Annotated in this window: 12 protein-coding genes and 1 pseudogene; 9 read left to right on the forward strand and 4 right to left on the reverse strand. The window is 69.3% G+C overall.

Annotated features, from left to right (window positions below; all coding sequences use genetic code 11):
• The first annotated feature begins 338 nt into the window (after positions 1 to 338).
• Together ACFU6I_RS18840 and ACFU6I_RS18845 are read left to right on the forward strand one after the other, a co-directional pair.
• Positions 339 to 2,579 carry an ATP-binding protein gene (locus ACFU6I_RS18840; RefSeq protein WP_384367720.1) on the forward strand — a complete coding sequence of 747 codons (2,241 nt, stop codon included), beginning with the start codon at positions 339 to 341 and terminating at the stop codon, positions 2,577 to 2,579.
• A gap of 238 nt (positions 2,580 to 2,817) precedes the next feature.
• Positions 2,818 to 3,765 carry a response regulator transcription factor gene (locus tag ACFU6I_RS18845; RefSeq protein ID WP_384367723.1) on the forward strand — a complete coding sequence of 316 codons (948 nt, stop codon included), beginning with the start codon at positions 2,818 to 2,820 and terminating at the stop codon, positions 3,763 to 3,765.
• Between the two features lie 626 nt (positions 3,766 to 4,391).
• Here the strand turns inward: ACFU6I_RS18845 and ACFU6I_RS18850 are convergent.
• A complete protein-coding gene (locus tag ACFU6I_RS18850) occupies positions 4,392 to 4,826 on the reverse strand; it encodes a hypothetical protein (RefSeq protein ID WP_384367726.1) in 435 nt (144 codons plus the stop codon).
• A 578-nt stretch (positions 4,827 to 5,404) separates the two neighbouring features.
• Here ACFU6I_RS18850 and ACFU6I_RS18855 point away from each other — a divergent pair.
• From ACFU6I_RS18855 to ACFU6I_RS18865, 3 genes and pseudogenes are all read left to right on the forward strand, one after another.
• Positions 5,405 to 5,980, forward strand: a complete 576-nt coding sequence (locus ACFU6I_RS18855; RefSeq protein WP_384367729.1) for a TetR/AcrR family transcriptional regulator — start codon at positions 5,405 to 5,407, stop codon at positions 5,978 to 5,980.
• 803 nt (positions 5,981 to 6,783) lie between these two features.
• Positions 6,784 to 7,410, forward strand: a complete 627-nt coding sequence (locus ACFU6I_RS18860) for a LysE family translocator (RefSeq protein ID WP_384367732.1) — start codon at positions 6,784 to 6,786, stop codon at positions 7,408 to 7,410.
• Positions 7,411 to 7,569: 159 nt separating this feature from the next.
• A pseudogene (locus ACFU6I_RS18865) lies at positions 7,570 to 7,857 on the forward strand (transposase); the annotation flags it as partial.
• 33 nt (positions 7,858 to 7,890) lie between these two features.
• On the opposite strand, the gene ACFU6I_RS18870 reads toward ACFU6I_RS18865, so the two are convergent.
• Positions 7,891 to 9,510, reverse strand: coding sequence for an IS4 family transposase (locus tag ACFU6I_RS18870; RefSeq protein WP_384367735.1), 1,620 nt, complete (start codon positions 9,508 to 9,510; stop codon positions 7,891 to 7,893).
• A gap of 334 nt (positions 9,511 to 9,844) precedes the next feature.
• Between ACFU6I_RS18870 and ACFU6I_RS18875 the strand changes: the two genes are divergently transcribed.
• The 4 genes from ACFU6I_RS18875 to ACFU6I_RS18890 all read left to right on the forward strand — a co-directional run bounded on the left by ACFU6I_RS18875 (position 9,845) and on the right by ACFU6I_RS18890 (position 12,339).
• Positions 9,845 to 10,387 (forward strand): DUF6882 domain-containing protein, encoded by a 543-nt coding sequence (locus tag ACFU6I_RS18875; RefSeq protein WP_384367738.1) that lies wholly within the window; start codon positions 9,845 to 9,847, stop codon positions 10,385 to 10,387.
• Positions 10,388 to 10,492: 105 nt separating this feature from the next.
• Entirely contained in the window at positions 10,493 to 11,224 is a 732-nt protein-coding gene (locus ACFU6I_RS18880) for a transposase (RefSeq protein ID WP_384367798.1), read from the forward strand.
• Positions 11,225 to 11,333: 109 nt separating this feature from the next.
• Positions 11,334 to 11,690 (forward strand): nuclear transport factor 2 family protein, encoded by a 357-nt coding sequence (locus ACFU6I_RS18885; protein WP_384367741.1) that lies wholly within the window; start codon positions 11,334 to 11,336, stop codon positions 11,688 to 11,690.
• A gap of 67 nt (positions 11,691 to 11,757) precedes the next feature.
• Positions 11,758 to 12,339 (forward strand): GNAT family N-acetyltransferase, encoded by a 582-nt coding sequence (locus ACFU6I_RS18890; protein WP_384367744.1) that lies wholly within the window; start codon positions 11,758 to 11,760, stop codon positions 12,337 to 12,339.
• 141 nt (positions 12,340 to 12,480) lie between these two features.
• Here ACFU6I_RS18890 and ACFU6I_RS18895 read toward each other — a convergent pair whose 3' ends face one another.
• Both ACFU6I_RS18895 and ACFU6I_RS18900 read right to left on the reverse strand, forming a co-directional pair.
• Positions 12,481 to 15,006, reverse strand: a complete 2,526-nt coding sequence (locus ACFU6I_RS18895) for an FtsX-like permease family protein (RefSeq protein WP_384367747.1) — start codon at positions 15,004 to 15,006, stop codon at positions 12,481 to 12,483.
• Positions 15,006 to 15,818 (reverse strand): ABC transporter ATP-binding protein, encoded by an 813-nt coding sequence (locus ACFU6I_RS18900; RefSeq protein ID WP_358856774.1) that lies wholly within the window; start codon positions 15,816 to 15,818, stop codon positions 15,006 to 15,008. Before ACFU6I_RS18900 ends, ACFU6I_RS18895 begins: the two co-directional genes overlap by 1 nt.
• Positions 15,819 to 15,899: the final 81 nt, after the last annotated feature.

Consider the following 15,899-nt stretch of genomic DNA (forward strand, 5'->3'; position numbering starts at 1 on the left):
ACCGGGCACTCGGGGCCCGGGCGCATTCCAGCGGACGTCGGCGCCCACTGCCGTACGAGGTCGGCGAGGTCGGCACAGCCGGATCGAACGCGCCCTCCGGGCGAGCGGAGTCGGGCCGGCCGCGTTCACGGGCAGCTCCCGCACAGCACCGCCGGCGCCTGCTCCGGGCGGGGTGCTCAAGGCAGTTGAGAGGCATTTCCGTTGTCCCACGAGTGCGCTCCGCTCCAGCACTCACAACTTGCTTTAACGTCCATTCCACAACTGGTAGGTTCGCGGTGTTCGCACGTGACGGCACTGGTCAGGGAAGGGCTCCCAGGGCACGTCCCTCGGGGGTGGAGATGGGCAGAACGGCTTTCGGCCGGCTGCTGCGTGAGGCGCGGCAGCGTTCGCTGCTGACGCTGGAGAGCCTCGCCGAGGCCTCAGGGGTGAGCGTCCGGGCCATCAGTGACATGGAGCGCGGGCACAGCCTGCCGCGGCAGGCGACGCTGAGCGAGTTGATGGACGCCCTGGAGCTGGACGGGGACGAACGGCAACGGTTCGTGGAGGCGTCGGCGCGGCGCACCGGGCAGGTTCCGCGGCAGCTGCCGCCCGACCTCGTGACGTTCCGCGGCCGGGACGAGGCCTTGGCTGCCGTCCACGGACTCACCTCGCAGGTCGCCGGGCGAGGAGGGCATGTCGTCATCTCCGCGATCGGTGGCATGGCAGGTGTCGGCAAGACGACACTCGCCGTGCGGTGGGCGCATCAGGTGGCGAACCATTTCCCGGACGGGCAGCTGTATGTGAACCTGCGCGGTTTCGAGGACTCCGGACAGCCTCTCGACCCCGGTGAGGCCCTGGGCGGGTTTCTCGCTGCGCTGGGGGTGCCCAGCGGCGGCGTGCCGAGCGGCACCGAGGAGCGCAGTGCGCTGTTCCGGGAGCAGACGACGTCCCGGCAGTTGATCGTCGTACTCGACAACGCACGGGACGCGGAGCAGGTCAGGCCCTTGCTGCCGGCCTCCGGGGGGTGCCTGACGATCATCACTTCGCGCAATCAGCTGTCCGGTCTGGCTGTGACCGAGGGCGCCTCCATGCTCAGTCTGGACGTGTGGACCCGTGAGGAGGCGCTGGCGGCTCTGGCCGCGCGGATCGGCGAGGAACGATGCCGGGCGGAGCCGGAGGCGGCTTCGGAGCTGGTGGAGCTGTGCGGTTTTCTGCCGTTGGCGGTCGCGATCGTCGGTGCGCAGCTGAGCGCTGCTCCGCAGGTCCCGCTTCGGATCGGGGTGCGCGAGCTGCGCGAGTCCCGGCCTCGGCTGGACGCCCTGTCCGCGGGTGGCCGACGAGACGATGTCCGCGCGGTGTTCTCCTGGTCCTACCGGGCCCTGACTCCTGAGACCGCACGGTTCTTCCGGCATATGGCCCTGAGCCCCGGGCCGTCGGTGTCGGCGGAGGCCGCCGCCTCGCTGGCGGGGACCGGGATGGCCGCGGCCCGGCGGCATCTGCGGGAGCTGACCTCGGCGAACCTTCTCTGGCGTGACGCGGAGGGCCGATACGTGCTGCACGACCTGGTACGGGTCTACGGCGCCGAGCTCGTCGAGCAGGAGAAGGACGACCGTCTGCGGGCCGAGATACGTCTGCTGGACTACCTGCGCCACAACGCACACGAGGCCACGCGTGTTCTCGACCGACGCCCCGGATTCGAAGTACCCGCCCCCTCGGCCGAGGATGTGACGAGTGTCGTGGTCGACACCCGTGAGGAGGCGCTGGAGTGGTTCCGTCAGGAGGAGTCGACCGTCGCGGCCGCCCTGCGCTCCATGAACGATCCGCGGTTGCTGCGCTATCGCATGTACCTCACGCACGACTGGGTGAGCTACTACTCGATCATGGGCCGCTGGGCCGACGAGATCTCGGCCAAGCGGATCGGTCTGGACGCGGCCCTGGTACTGGACGATCCGACCGCCATCGCCAGGAACTGTGCGAGCCTGGCTCGCGCACTGGCCCAGACGGGCCAGGTCGACCAGGCCGAGGAACAGGTCGGTCTGATGCTCGACCAGCTGCACCGGCTGACCCCTGCGGAGCAGGCCGCCACTGAGCGGAGCATCGGCTGGGTGCGTGGCCGGCAGGGGCGCCACACCGAGGCACTGCACCATGCCAGGCGGGCTCTGGCGCTCTTCCGGACGCTCGGGGACCGCGGCAGCGAGGCTCGCGAACTCAACGCCGTCGGCTGGTACCTGACGCTCCTCGGCGATCACCGGCAGGCCATCGCCATGTGCGAGGAAGCGCTCCCCATGCTGCGGGAGGCCGGGAACCGCCGGAGTGAGGCGGCGACCTGGGACAGCATCGGGTATGCCCGACAGCGCCTGGGCGAGCTCGATGCCGCGATCGCGGACTACCGCAGGTCCCTGCGCCTGTACGAAGAGGTTCTCGACAGTTACAACCAGGCCGACGTGCTGGATCACATCGCGTCGGCCCAATTGGAACGCGGTAACGACGCGGAAGCACGTGAGAGCTGGACGCGAGCCGCCCGGCTCCTGAGCGCGATCGGCGATGCTCGCGCCGAGGAGATGCGGGCCAGGGCCGGGGCGCTCGACGAAACCCACTGAGAGGTGACGCGCCGCTGCGATGACAGCCGCCGTCCGACGCATCCGGGGCCCTCCGCGCGAAGCGGGCCCCCCGGGATGACGCCGCCTGTCGACTGTCCCGGACCGGCTTCTCCCCTCCTCGGGGGCAAGCTGCACGCGAACTGCCTGGTTCTGCCGGCGCCTCTCCACTGGGATGGGTGCAGACAAAAGAGCGCTCCCTGGGTCGGAGGGGACCGTTCACCGCGGAACAGGGGCATCGATGAACATGCAGACCAGGCTCTCCCCTCCCGCCGCCGGAAAGGCGGGTCAGCACACGCTCTCGCCCGCCGCCCCTCTTCCCGTGACTGCGCCGGGGAGCCCGGGGCTCGTCGGCCGTGATCCGGAGCTGCGGGCGCGCCAGGACGTCCCGTGCGGGGTGACGGGCCACGGGTCGGCCCGGGCGGTTGGCGGCCAGGCCGGTCCGGCCGACTCGGCCCTGCCGGAAGCCACCGCCGGGTCGGCCGCCGATGCCGGTATATGCGTGCTGCACTGCGCCGGCGTACGGAGCAGCAACCCGCCCGGACTCTGCGGTCTGCTCCGGATTCTCCGGCCGGCCCTGAGGAACCGGGGCCGAACCCCGGCAGCGGGGCGGCTGGAAGCCGTGGAGATGCTGCCGGTCGGCACCGCGCCCGGCCGGGTCGGCCTGCTGCGGCTGTCCTTCGCCGTTCTCGGCCTCCTGGAGTCGATGGGCGCCGTGCGCCCCTTGCTGGTGACTGTCGACGACCGGGACGCACGGGACGAGCCCGGCGGGTACGTGCACTCCTTCGTCGAGGCGCCGTTGCACCTGGCTCAAGGGCGGTGGTTGCGGCGCCGTCGTCGGTACGCCGGCTCCCGTGCCACCCTGCTCCAGACGGCAGCCACCTACACCGAGATGGGAGCCGAGGCACGTACCGGGCGGATCACCGAGGAGCCGCGGGCATCCGTCGAGCAGCCGGAGGGTGGCGCCGCGGACGGGGGCCGGCCCGCCGCGGCCCCTGGCCTTCTGACCGCCCAGGAGCTGCGGATAGCCGAACTCGCCGGTCGTGGACTGTCCAACCGTGAGATCGGCGAACAGCTCGGTCTCTCACCGCGAACCGTGGAGACGTACCTCTACCGCATCTTCCCCCGGCTGGGTGTGACGGCGCGGGCGCAGCTCGCCCAGGTGCTGAGGGACCATCACGGGGGCTGACGGCATCCCGGTCGTCCGGACCACCGGCTCTGCACGCGAGTCGTGGTGTTGTCAGCGGGGCGAGGCGATCTGGATCGGCGTCACCGTAACCGCACCCCCTTCTTCGCCGAAGGCGCCGGCAGTGAGGGGGCACCCACTGCAGTGCAGGTCGCAGACCGTTTCCATCTACGGCGCAACCTCCGTGCGGCCGCCGAGCGGTGCGTCTCGCGCCATCGGGCCTGTCTTTACGGGTCCCCTTCGCGGTGCCCGGCTCCGAGAGCGTTGCCACGCCGCCGGCTCCCGAGGGCGGCGCGTCACCCTGGCCGACCGGGCACCGGTCTGCCGACCGAGACACGCGAGAAGCACGCCATCCTCGCCGCGATGGCCGGCTGCTTCGGCGACAGCAGTGGGAAGCGTCACCCTCGGCGGGTCGTCCGGTCGCCGTCCGGCCCGTCGCCCTCAGCTGCGAAGCTGCCCGCTCAGCGCGGAAGGCGGCGCCCAGGGTCCGGAAGAGAGCAAACCCGGCCGCGGCCAACGGCCTGCGCGACTCGGTGACACGCTCGCGCCTGCCTGCCAGTCACACGTGTATGTCAGGACACACACTCAGGCGCCTTACCCGCACACGCCTGTCATCCGCGCACATGTCCTCACGTCCGTGTCTGCTCGTCCGGGGGCCCGTCTCCCGCGTCGGCCGCCGCGTAGAGGTCGCGGATACTGACGTCGGCTCCGAACTCAAGTCGGCGGAAGACCCAGTCGATCGGCCGGCATTCCCGTGCGTCGGGCAGTTCCACGACGAGGGGGACGGCGGTAGAGGAGACCGTCGGGGCCTGCCGCCAGGCTCCTCCGACGTGGCGGGTCAGTATCTCACCGATGTAACAACCGAACGCGATGAGGGATTCGGCCATGTGCTCGCCCGTGACACCTTCGGCACGGAAGCCGTCGACTATGTCCTCGACCAGATCGATGCTCTCGGGGCTGTAATCCAGTTCCGCACCGCTGATGTCGGCCGCGCTCGCGACTATGGCAGCCGCGTGCCGGGGCGCGTTACCGGGCTCCAGAGGGGGGTTCAGGTGCTCCTGCATGTTAGTCCTCGGACTGTTGCCGTCAATGTCGTCGAGGCTAACCGCAGAACACCCGGCCAGACATGCCTCTGGTCATATCGATATGGAACCCGATGGTGCCACGGATGGCCACCCATGGGTGGGAAGCAGGTTCTGGCCCACATTTCGTGCAGGATCCCGCTCCTTCTCGCCACCAGGAGACGGTGCGTGAGGTGAGGCGGCATACATTGCGGGAGCAGTCCCGAATCCGGCCCGGCCGGCGCGCGATGACACGTGGGAAGGGCACCCCACCTGACGCGCCCGCCACTGCCGTCGAGAGGGGGCAGCATCCTCGACGTAATGTTCGCCGAATCCGAAACTCACCTACAAACCTGCACAAGCAACGAAATCAACCGGCGGCTTCACGACTACAGTCGATCGACTCATGCTTGCTGAGAGCCTCCGTGCCAGAGTCAGGAAGATGTTCCGTTCCGACTCCCCCAGTACCTCCCGTCCGGCAGATCGAGCGTCGGGCACCCCACCGGACGCCCCGCCCGCCTCGGGCCCTGACCATGGCCTTCCGGCACGCCCGAGGACTTCGCCGACGAAAGGATCTCGCTGTGGCACGCCCTCGTGAATTCGACACCGACGTGGCAGTGGAACAGGCCATGCGTCTGTTCTGGAGACAGGGCTATCACTCCACGCCGGTGCCACAGCTGACGGAACTGCTGGGAATCGGCAGCGGCAGCCTGTACGCGGCGTTCGGTTCGAAGGACGGCCTCTACGCACAGGCCCTGAAACGCTACTGCGACGATCTGGTCGCGGCTCTCGACCGGGACGTCCGAGCCGGCTCCGACATCCGTGCGGTGTTGCGAGGAATCCTGATCGCGATGGTCACGACCGACGCGGTGGACCGGCAGCGCGGCTGTCTGCTCGTCAACGCGACCACCGAGCGTGCGACCCACGACGACACGGCGGAGCAGGCGCACGCGACCATGACCGCCATGGAGTCCGTGCTGACCGGGGCACTGGACCGCGCCAGGGGCCGGGGAGAACTGGGCAGCGAGCACAGTCCGGTGGAACTGGCCCGCTTCTTCATCACGTTCGTCCAGGGCCTTCGCGTGATGGGCCAGGCCCGCGTCGACCGGACGTTCCTGGAGTTCGCCGTCACCGGAGCGTTGAAGGCACTCGACTGAGGCCGCACGGCAGCCCAGCCCCTGACGTCCGTCGCGAGCGCACGGGCCGACCGGCCAACCCGCTCGCCTCATCCGAGGACATCGAGGACCTGGACGGCTTCACGCTGCACCGGCTCCGCCACAGTGCCCTGACACACGGCGCGGAGGGCGGCACTTCCACCCCGATGCTGCTGGCCCGCTCCCGTCATGCCTCTGTCCGCTCCCTGGAGCGGTACGCCCGCCCCGGCGTCGACGCGGTCGCTCGGCACGTCGCCGAGTGCGACCCCGCCGCACGTCGCCGGAACCGGTGGGACGTGCTTCTACCTTGCACCATGGGTCAGAGATAGGGCTGACGGCGCTGGGCGGGCCGTGATGGGCCCGTCCAGCGATGCTGCTGTCCCGAGATCTCAGCGGGCGCCCGCAGGTGCGTCTTCAGGGGAGGTGCTGACGGCTACGCGGAGGTCCAAGACCGGCGCCGACCGACAGGCCGACATGCAGACCGCTTCCGCGCTGATCGGGGCCTGCATGGAGAAGTGCCAGCCGTGCCAGGCCAGCCTCGCGGACAAGGTTCTCGCCGGTGACCGGCTCGTCGTCGCCGGCCTCGCCGGCACCGTCTACTCGATGCTCCCCTCCCCCGGCGCCGCGTGCTCCCCGGCCACCCGGCGGTTCCACGCCGTGGCCCATGACACCAAGCGCCCCGGCCAAGGGCTGTCCCGTAAACGATCTTCAAGTCAGTGCAGGTGCGGGTTGTCCCGGTCGGGCTCGCCTCGAACTGGTCAGGACAACTGGAGGTTTGGCGCCCGCCTGTTGCGTAGGCTCGTTGCGTGCAGTGGCATCTGGTACTCGGCTTCGTGGCTGCAGTCACACCCCTGACATTGATTCCCGGTACGAGTTTCACGCTGGTCACGCAGCGGGTGATCGCGGGCTCGCGGTCCGACGGCATACGCGCCGCCTTGGGCTCGGCATGCGGGCTCCTGGTCCACGCGGCCTTTGCCGCGGTGGGCCTGTCCGCCCTGGTCATGTCGTCGGCTCGCGCGCTCACCGTGGTGAAGCTCGTGGGCGGCATCTATCTCATCTGGTTGGGCGTGGCGATGTGGCGTTCAGCGCGTCGAGGCGTCGAACCAACGGCACGCAGGCGATGGCGCCTGCCATGGGCTCAACTCGGGGGTTTCGGCCAGGGGTTGTGGTCCAACGTCCTCAATCCGAAAGCAGCGTCGGTCTATCTCACCCTGGTCCCGCAATTCCTGACCTCCAGCCGCTCCATCGCGCCGCAGATCGCCACGCTTGCGGTCGCGCACATAGTGGTCGTGCTGGTGTGGCTGCACTTCTGGGCTTCGATGGTCGCAGTCGCGCGCACGGCAATCGACACACCTCGATTCCGGCGTGGGATGAGTCGTCTGGCGGGAGCCGTGCTGGTCGCCTTTGGGGTTCGGACAGCGACGGCGAGCTGAGCCTGCACGTTCCAGCCGTGCCGCAGCTGCCGGCTTCGGTGAAATGATCTTGGCGTGACTGGTGTGATCACGGCGTCGGAACCGTCCTAATCCGGTGATAGCGACAGCCGCGAGGGAGTCCCCCAACTGGCTGTTCGAGCACTGAACGATGGTCGCGGTGGCGGTCACGTGGGCGCCGGGCTGCTCGCCGAGATCGGAGACGACCGCAACCGTTTCGCCGACGCCCGCGGCCTCAAGGCATACGCCGGCTCCTCACCCATCACCAGAGCCTCCGGCAAGAAAACGTCCATCACCCGCCGCTGGGTCAAGAACGACCTCCTCAACCACGCCGGATACCTCTGGGCCTTCTCCTCAATCACCGCCTCACCCGGCGCCAAAGCCCACTACCGACGCCGCCGCGACCACGGAGACTGGCACGCATCAGCCCAGCGCAACCTCTTCAACCGCCAATGCCACGAAGTTAGCGTCGCAGCCGCCAAGTCAAGGGCGGCTGTCGGTGGGCGAAGCTTGAGGCGGTAGGCATTCGGGGGCGAGCTTGTAGGTCGCGTTCGCGATCTTCTCGAGGAGACCTTCCCGTGTCCAGCGGCCCAGCTGGACGCAGAAGCTGTCGTAATGGGTGAAGTCGAGGGCTGTGGCCAGCTCGCGCGCGTGCCAGGACCGATGAGGTGAGGTGCGCATGTGCTGGAGGACTTGGTTGCGTTGACCGCTGCGTCCGTGTGCTGCGGATGATGGGGGTTGGGTGTGGATCTCGACGGCGAGGCTGGTGACGTTCTGGCTGGTCAAGGGATGCTCGCTAGTCGGGTTCGCCGGATAGCGCGAGGTCGGGCACTTGACCTTGCGGGCGCTGGTGCGTGGGCGTCTGGGCGGCAGCAGAGCTGACAGGACCGCAGTGGAAATGGGGGTGCGGTTCGACGAGGTCGGCAGGACGTAGTCGGCACGGACCACCTGGTCGCGGGCAGCTTGAAGGGCGACGGTGAAGCTTGCCCGGTCCGGGTCGACCCCGGGAACGGACTCGACGGCTTCGGCCATTGCCGTGCGGAGCACTTGGTAGAGAGTGAGCAGAGCCCACACTTCCTGCTCGAGTCCGCGCGGTTCTTGGGAACGCAGGACCCGTCCGGTCAGCAGGGTGTGCCGCAGCGAGTAGAAGGCGGACTCGATCTCCCAGCGTTCGTGGTAGAGACGGATTAGGGCCTCGGCAGGGTCTTGGCGGTGGTTCAAGAGGCTTGTCGCGAGCCGGTAGCGGCCCGTGATGCGTTGTCCGCTGCTGGTGGTGAGGGTGATGTCGGCTTCGATGACGCGGACGCGCAGACCGTGGAAGAGGGTGAGGTAGGAGCCGTCGGGGAGGACTGCCAGCACCGCGGGGCGCCGGTGGGCACACAGCCGGACCAGGAACTGAGAACCGGTGCTGGCGACGGCGCGAAGGAAGTCATCACCGTCGAAGGCTCGGTCGGCCAGCAGGAGCATCTGTGGTGTGAGCCGGGGCAGCAGTTCGGTCGCCTGGGCGGTCTCGCCGTTCTCGGACGGGCCGAAGACCGCGCCGAGCAGGCCCCGGGTCCCGGTCTCGCACAGCACGGTCAGCCTCAAAGACGGGTAGCCGGACATGCCCCAGTGGTGCCGGACTTTGCCCAGCAGGACCCGGATGCGTGGCAGGTCAGGGGCCTTGAGGGAACTACAGCCGTCGAACGCTACGGTCCGCCAGCGCCGGTAGCGGACGCCGGGAGTCGATGGCCGCGCCAGCGGCACCGCCAAACCGTCGAACAGAGTCTTCAGCGGCTCCGGCCCCAGACGTCGGCGTAGCTGCCGCAGGGCGGCTTCCGAAGGAATACACAAGTCGATGCCCGACAAGCCGGCCACGAGCTTGTCCCACACACGTCTGTATCCCAGGGTCGGGAACAGGCCCAGGGCCAGGACGAAGTAGATACCGACCCGGGACGGGAGCGTACGCACGCGAACCTGAACGGTCTTGGTCTCTTCGAGGACATCATCGACGAGCTCGAAGGGTATGTGCTGTGTCAGCCCGCCAAGATGGCCCGGCGCGAAGGCGCCCGCGGCGACGGTGGTAGTGCGCGTCATGATGCAAGTGGAAAGCTGGCTCGACAACGGATCCCCTGGTCAGGAACGTCTTGGTCGACTTCCTCTTACCAGGGGATCCCGCCCTGCACCGCCAGAACCACTCATCTCGGACCGCCCTTGACTTGGCGGCTGCGACGCTAACTTCGTGGCATTGCTTCAACCGCATGATCGGACAGCTCTACCACTGCCTTCAGCACGGTCGGCGCTTCGATGAGGCCGTGGCGTTCCCCGAAGCGGGGCCGTCCCCTGAGGCAGTCGCAGCATGATCTGACGAGCATGCCGGCCCCGAACCTCCTGATCACTGCGCCTCATGCACGGCCTGATGGCGCAGTGCCGGAGCAGGGGTGGCAAACTCCGCGGCATGGGTTTTTTCAAGCGGGCCAAGAACGCAGAGACTCCTGATCAGGCTGCGGATCAGGCCGAGCTGAGCACGCTGCTGCTGCAGGGCGAGGACATGATCAACCAACTGGCTCGCGCACACATGTCCTGGGGGCTCGGCTCGGCGGACCGCTGGGGCCTGGATCAGCGGACCGGACTCATCACGTGGACCTTTCCTGACAAGACGGCGACGGCGCCCGCACAGATCCTCGGCAGTTACAGCCCCACCTCGGGCTCCTGGCTGTGGGCCTGGGCGAACGAGAGCATCCTCCCGGACATGAGCCGCGACGCCCGCAGGGTTCGAGACTGGGCGGAGGCCCACGGTCACCTCACGCTCGCCCAGCCGAAGATCGAAGCCGACGAGCAGACGGCGGCAACCCTCGCAGCACTTGCCGTCCGGATCACCGAGGCAACCGGCTTCTATCGAGGCCCCGGAGCCAACTCCGCTGCAATCATCACCTTCGGTCCCGTGACCTTGACTGCGAAAGACGGCACCTCCTCCACCTTCACGATCGACATCAACTAGCCCCAACTCGGAAACAGACGATCTCCGCCCCCACGTCAGCGGCAGGTCCCCTCTGTTCGACGAGTCAATGGCCGACTTGACGCGCTAACAGCCTGAGGTGTCTGGATAGTCCCGTTCACCGGGCTGACCCCGCAGCAGTTCGGCAGGCTGACCACCGCGCTGCGACGTGGGGGCGCGGACCCGATTCGCAAAGGCCGTCCGTGGGGACTGCCGTTGGAGGATCGGGTCCTGTTGGTCGCCGCATACTGGCGCACGAACCTGTCCCTGCGGCAACTCGCCCCGCTCTTCGGTATCTCCAAGTCCGCCGCCGACCGGATCATCGACCATATCGGGCCCAAACTTGCCCTCCAGCCCAGGCAGCGGTTCCACCAGGGCACCGTGCTGATCGTGGACGGCACCCTGGTGCCTACCCGCGACCACTCGGTGGCCGAGCAATCGAAGAACTATCGGTACTCCACGAACCACCAAGTCGTCATCGACGCCGATACCCCGCTCGTCGTGGTCATCGGCCGGTCGCTGCCCGGCAACCGCAACGACTGCAAGGCATGGGAAGAATCTGGCGCGAAGGACGCCGTCGGTGCCACCACGACCATCGCCGACGGCGGATATCCGGGCACCGGCCTGGTGATGCCGCACCGCCGCCGCAATGGCCAACATCTGTCCGACTGGCAGAAGTCGCACAACACCTCAGACAAACAGGTCCGGGCGCGTGTCGAGCACGTCTTCGCCCGCATGAAGTGCTGGAAGATCCTGCGAGATTGCCGCCTCAAAGGCGATGGCGTCCATCACGCCATGCTCGGCGTCGCTCGCCTGCACAATCTCACCCTCACCGGGTAGGGGTTGACTGTTCGAGATGGACGATTTGAGCGATCGGGCAGACACATGCGCCGCGTGATCTTACGGTTCCTATCGCAAGCTGCCAGCCGCCGCAGCGAAGGAGAACCCGATGGACGCGCACAGCCACGACTCACACCACGTCGTACAGCGGTACTTTCAGATGTGGAACACAGGCGACACCTCGATCGCTCCGGAGGTGCTGAGTTCCCACTGGGCCGACCATGCCCACCCAGAGATATCCGGGCCCGCTGACGTTCAACGCAGCGTCACGCATATCCACGCCAGCCGACCGGGACTCCGCTTCCACATCGACACGATTCTCGGCACCGACGACCTGCTTTCAGTGATCGGCGGCGTCGGCCACGAAAGCCACCCTGGCATCATCGACACCCATCTCATCTGGTTGATCCGCCTCAACGACGGTCAGATGGCCGAGATGTGGACCTACCAGCGGAGCGTCCCCTGACACTACTGCCCCGCACGTCTGGACGATTACCCGCGGGCACAGGGCCGGACTTGCCATGATGTCGACCATGCCTTCCCTGGTCACTCCAGTCATGTCCCCTGGCGTCCTCAACGCCTCTGCCCAACCGGCGCTGCCGATCGACGACGACTTGCTGCTGCGGCCGTGGCTGCCACCCGACGCAGCCGCCGTCACCCGAGCTTTCCAGGACCGGGCGATCCAACGCTGGCACCTGCGCAAGGCGGACTCCGAAGACGAAGCCCAAGAGTGGATCAAACAGTGGCGACGTGGCTGGGAGACTGAGACCGCCTGCCACTGGGCCGTGGTCGATGCCGACGGCAGCACGCTTCTCGGGCGGGTCTCCCTCCAGTCCATCATCATGGCCGGAGGCCAAGCAGAGATCTCCTACTGGACGACCCCGGAGGCTCGTGGCAAGGGGGTCTGCTCCCGGGCAGTGGCCCAAGTGGCGAGCTGGGCACTGGAAGAAGCCGGCTTCAACCGACTCGAACTCGGCCACTCAACGGTGAACGTCGCATCCTGCCGCATCGCAGAGAAGACTGGCTTTGCCCTGGAAGGCGTACGACGCCAGGCGCTGCTCCACGCCGACGGCTGGCACGACATGCATCTGCACTCCCGAGTCCACAATGCCTGACCGGGCATCTGGTCTCGCCAGTAGCGACCACTGTCCAGATACATCGAAGATCATTACGGGTCAAGCCTTAGGGGGGTGCCGTCATAACGCTCCGGACCCGGACCTGGTGCGCGGGCGGCCGGTTCGCCGCCGATCGCGCGCTCACTCCACCTCGGTCGGCGTCCCCGCCCCGCTTCGTAGCGCGGCACGGGCCGGCAGGGCCGTCGAGACGAAGGCCAGGAGCACGGCTGTCGCGATGACGGCAAGACACGGCACGAGTGGTGCGTACGGTGTCGCGGCGCCGGTCATGGCCAGGCTGTACGCGGTCAGGGTCGCGCAGGCCACCGCCGCTCCCAGAGCGATCGCGAGCAGGGTGACCGTGAGCGTCTCCCAGCGGAGCATCGCGCGCAGTTGGCGGCCGGTCGTGCCGATCATGCGCAGGAGAGCGAGCTCGCGGCGCCGGGCGGACGTCGACATCACGAGGGTGTTGACCACGGCGATCGCGGTGAAGGCGATCACGAGTCCCATCGCGATGTAGTTGACCTGGGCCTGCGCGCCTTCCTGGGTGCGGCGTGCCGCTGCCACGGCGGTGCGGTCCAGGACGTGGACCGCGGGGAAGGGGCGCAGCGCGGTGGTGAGCGCCGACCGGCTCGGCGCCCCGGCCACCAGGACCGACGAGGAGAGCGGCTGGTCGACATGCGCCGCCACCAACCGGTGCGGGAGCAGCAGATCGCCGAAGCCCAGCCCGCGTTCGTAGACGGCGGACACCTCGAGGTCCTTCTTGGCTCCGTCGCCGAGTGTGAGGGTGATGTGGTCACCGACCTGCGCGTGCCGGGTACGGGCCGCCAAGTCGCTGAGCGCCACCGTTCCGTCGCCCATTGCGGCGAGCGTGCCCGCGGTGACCTCCGGGTCGAGGGTCCGGGCCAGACCCGGTGAACTCACGCCCTGTGCGTGGAACTTGTCCTGCCCGATCCGCACCGTGGTGCGGACGACCTCCGTCACCGTCGTCCCCGGCACCCGCTCGCGCACGGCCTGTGCGGCCACGGTCGGGACACCGGGCTCCGAGGCGGTGAGGACGTAGGGGGCGCGCGTGCCGGACGCGGCCTGCTCGCCCGCCGAGTGACTCGACGTCGTCTGCGCGAACAGGATCGTCGAGGCCATCGCCACGGCCAGGCTCAACGGGGTGACCACGGCCGCGACACGCCGGGCGCCGGCACGGGTGTTCCGTGCGGCGAGGAATCCGGAGGCCGGGGAGATCCGCTGTGCGATCCCTCCCGTCACCCAGGTCGCGGACCGGGCGAGCGACGGGCCGAGCAGCGCGATCGCCGCGGCCGCGACGATCACCGACAGGAACGTCACCGGGGTGGCCGCCGCGTCGGTCTGCAGCCCGGACAGGACCACGACCAGGACGACGTACCCGACGGCGGCCAGGACACCCGCGACGACCCGGCCGGCGTGCAGCCGCTCCGAGCCGAGCGCCGCCGCGGCGAGCCCCTCCGTAGGGCGCATCCGGGCCGGCCCGCGGGCGGACACCCGCGCCGCACCCCACGCGGCGAGCAGCGTCGCGAGGACCGCGGCGACGGGCGGGAACGCGCTCACGGTGAGCTCCAGGGTGTCCGGCAGCGCCCCCACGGCCACGAACCGCCCGTGCATCCAGCGGGCCAGGAAAAGCCCCGCGACCGCCCCGGGCGGCCCGGCCAGCAGCCCCACGACCAGTGCCTCGCGCCCCACCATGCGCCGCAGCTGGCGCGGCGTCGCGCCGACCGCACGCAGCAGGGCCAGTTCCCGGGCCCGCTGCTGGATCGACAGTGCGAAGGTCCCGGCCACCACCAGCAGGGCGACGAGCAGCGACGTACCGCCCATCGCACCGCCCAGACTGATCAGGCTGACCCGCGCCTTGCCGGCGTCGATGAACTCGGCGGGCCCGCGGTCGTCCCCCGACCGCACCTCCAGCGAGGACGTGCCGGACACCGCCTCGAGAGCCCGGGCGCGTACGTCACTCACCGTGGCGCCGGGGACCGTGAGCAGGCCGAGCGCGGAGACCTGCCCCGGGTGTCCGGCCAGGCGCCGCGCCTGCTCCGTGCTGAAGAACAGCGTCGACTGGCGGGCCAGGGCGTCACGGCCGGCCGGTGCGGCGATGCCGACGACCTCGTACACGGCGGGTGCGCCGGTCGACTGCACGGTCACCTTCGCACCGGTGTGCAGCCCACTGCCGGCGTCGGCCACGATCTCGTCGGCCCCGGTCGGCGCCCGACCGTCGCGCAACGCGAACGGCGTGAGCCGCGCCGACTCCCAGGCGTGGCCCCACGACGCCCCCTCGGCGAGCGGGCCCTTGTCCGTCAACACATAGGCGAGGAAGGTGAGTTCGGGGACGACCGCGCGCACACCGGGCACGGCCGCGAGCCTCTTGACCAGGGCGGGGTCCGCCTTCGCCCAGGCCCGCTCGGTCAGCGGCTTGGACTTCTCCTTGGTCTTGCCCTTCTTGACCTTCGTCCAGTGCAGTTCCTGATCGGCCGTGACCAGCACGGGAGTTCCCGCGTACCGCTCCGTGGGGATCGTCCCGCGCAGCCCCGTGTCCAGCAGGGTCCCGCACGCGGTGACGAGGGCGGCGGCGAACAGCAGGGCCACGAAGGCGCCGGCGAAGGCGCCCTTGCGGGCCCGCAGCGTACTCAGCGCGAGAGTCAGCATCACGCCCACGCTCCGAGGCGGCTCATGCGGTCGGCGACCCGCTCCGCGGTCGGCGCGGCCATCCGGTCGACGATCCGCCCGTCCGCGAGGAACAGCACCGCGTCCGCGTACGACGCGGCCATCGGGTCGTGCGTGACCATCACGACGGTCTGGCCGAGGTCGTCCACGGTCCGGCGCAGCAGCCCGAGCACCTCCTTGGCGGTCATGGTGTCCAGCGCGCCGGTCGGCTCGTCGCCGAAGACGACCTCGGGCCGGGTGACCAGCGCGCGGGCGAGGGCCACCCGCTGCTGCTGGCCGCCGGAGAGTTCGGCGGGCCTGCGCCCGCCGCGTCCGGTGAGCCCCACCTGGTCGGTGATCCGTGCCAGCCAGTCCGGGTCGGCCCGGCGCCCTGCGAGGCGCAGCGGGAGGGTGATGTTCTGTTCGACCGTCAGCGACGGCATGAGGTTGTAGGCCTGGAAGACGAAGCCGACGCGGTCCCGGCGCATCCGGGTCAGCGCGGTCTCGTCGAGGGCCGTCAGCTCCTGGCCGCCGAGGGAGACGGTGCCGCCGCTGGGCCGGTCGAGGCCGGCGGCGCAGTGCAGGAAGGTCGACTTGCCGGAGCCGGAGGGCCCCATCACGGCGGTGAAACTCCCCCGGGGGATGGCGAGATCGAGGCCGCGCAGCGCGTGCACCGCGCTCTCGCCGCGTCCGTACACCTTGCTCACGGCGTCGAGCCGGACCGCGGGGGCGGGCTCCCCGGAGCGGGAGCCGTCCGAAAGGGCTGAGGATGCGGGCGCCGTCGTGCGGCCCGCCGAAGAGAAGATCCAGGGCATGTGTTCAGCCTGTTGTGCCGCTGATCACTGCGCTACGGTCAGAAAGGGCGGCCACTGTCACCATGCTGCCAACGGGCAGGC

The sequence above is a fragment of the Streptomyces sp. NPDC057486 genome, from assembly GCF_042802415.1.
Classification (GTDB): domain Bacteria; phylum Actinomycetota; class Actinomycetes; order Streptomycetales; family Streptomycetaceae; genus Streptomyces; species Streptomyces yanii.

What these genes read in the sequence shown, in the direction of transcription:
- ACFU6I_RS18840 (WP_384367720.1), top strand. Translation starts at nt 339, where the DNA reads ATGGGCAGAACGGCTTTCGGCCGGCTGCTGCGTGAGGCGCGGCAGCGT.
- ACFU6I_RS18845 (WP_384367723.1), top strand. Translation starts at nt 2,818, where the DNA reads ATGAACATGCAGACCAGGCTCTCCCCTCCCGCCGCCGGAAAGGCGGGT.
- ACFU6I_RS18850 (WP_384367726.1), bottom strand. Translation starts at nt 4,826, where the DNA reads ATGCAGGAGCACCTGAACCCCCCTCTGGAGCCCGGTAACGCGCCCCGG.
- ACFU6I_RS18875 (WP_384367738.1), top strand. Translation starts at nt 9,845, where the DNA reads ATGGGTTTTTTCAAGCGGGCCAAGAACGCAGAGACTCCTGATCAGGCT.
- ACFU6I_RS18885 (WP_384367741.1), top strand. Translation starts at nt 11,334, where the DNA reads ATGGACGCGCACAGCCACGACTCACACCACGTCGTACAGCGGTACTTT.
- ACFU6I_RS18890 (WP_384367744.1), top strand. Translation starts at nt 11,758, where the DNA reads ATGCCTTCCCTGGTCACTCCAGTCATGTCCCCTGGCGTCCTCAACGCC.
- ACFU6I_RS18895 (WP_384367747.1), bottom strand. Translation starts at nt 15,006, where the DNA reads ATGCTGACTCTCGCGCTGAGTACGCTGCGGGCCCGCAAGGGCGCCTTC.
- ACFU6I_RS18900 (WP_358856774.1), bottom strand. Translation starts at nt 15,818, where the DNA reads ATGCCCTGGATCTTCTCTTCGGCGGGCCGCACGACGGCGCCCGCATCC.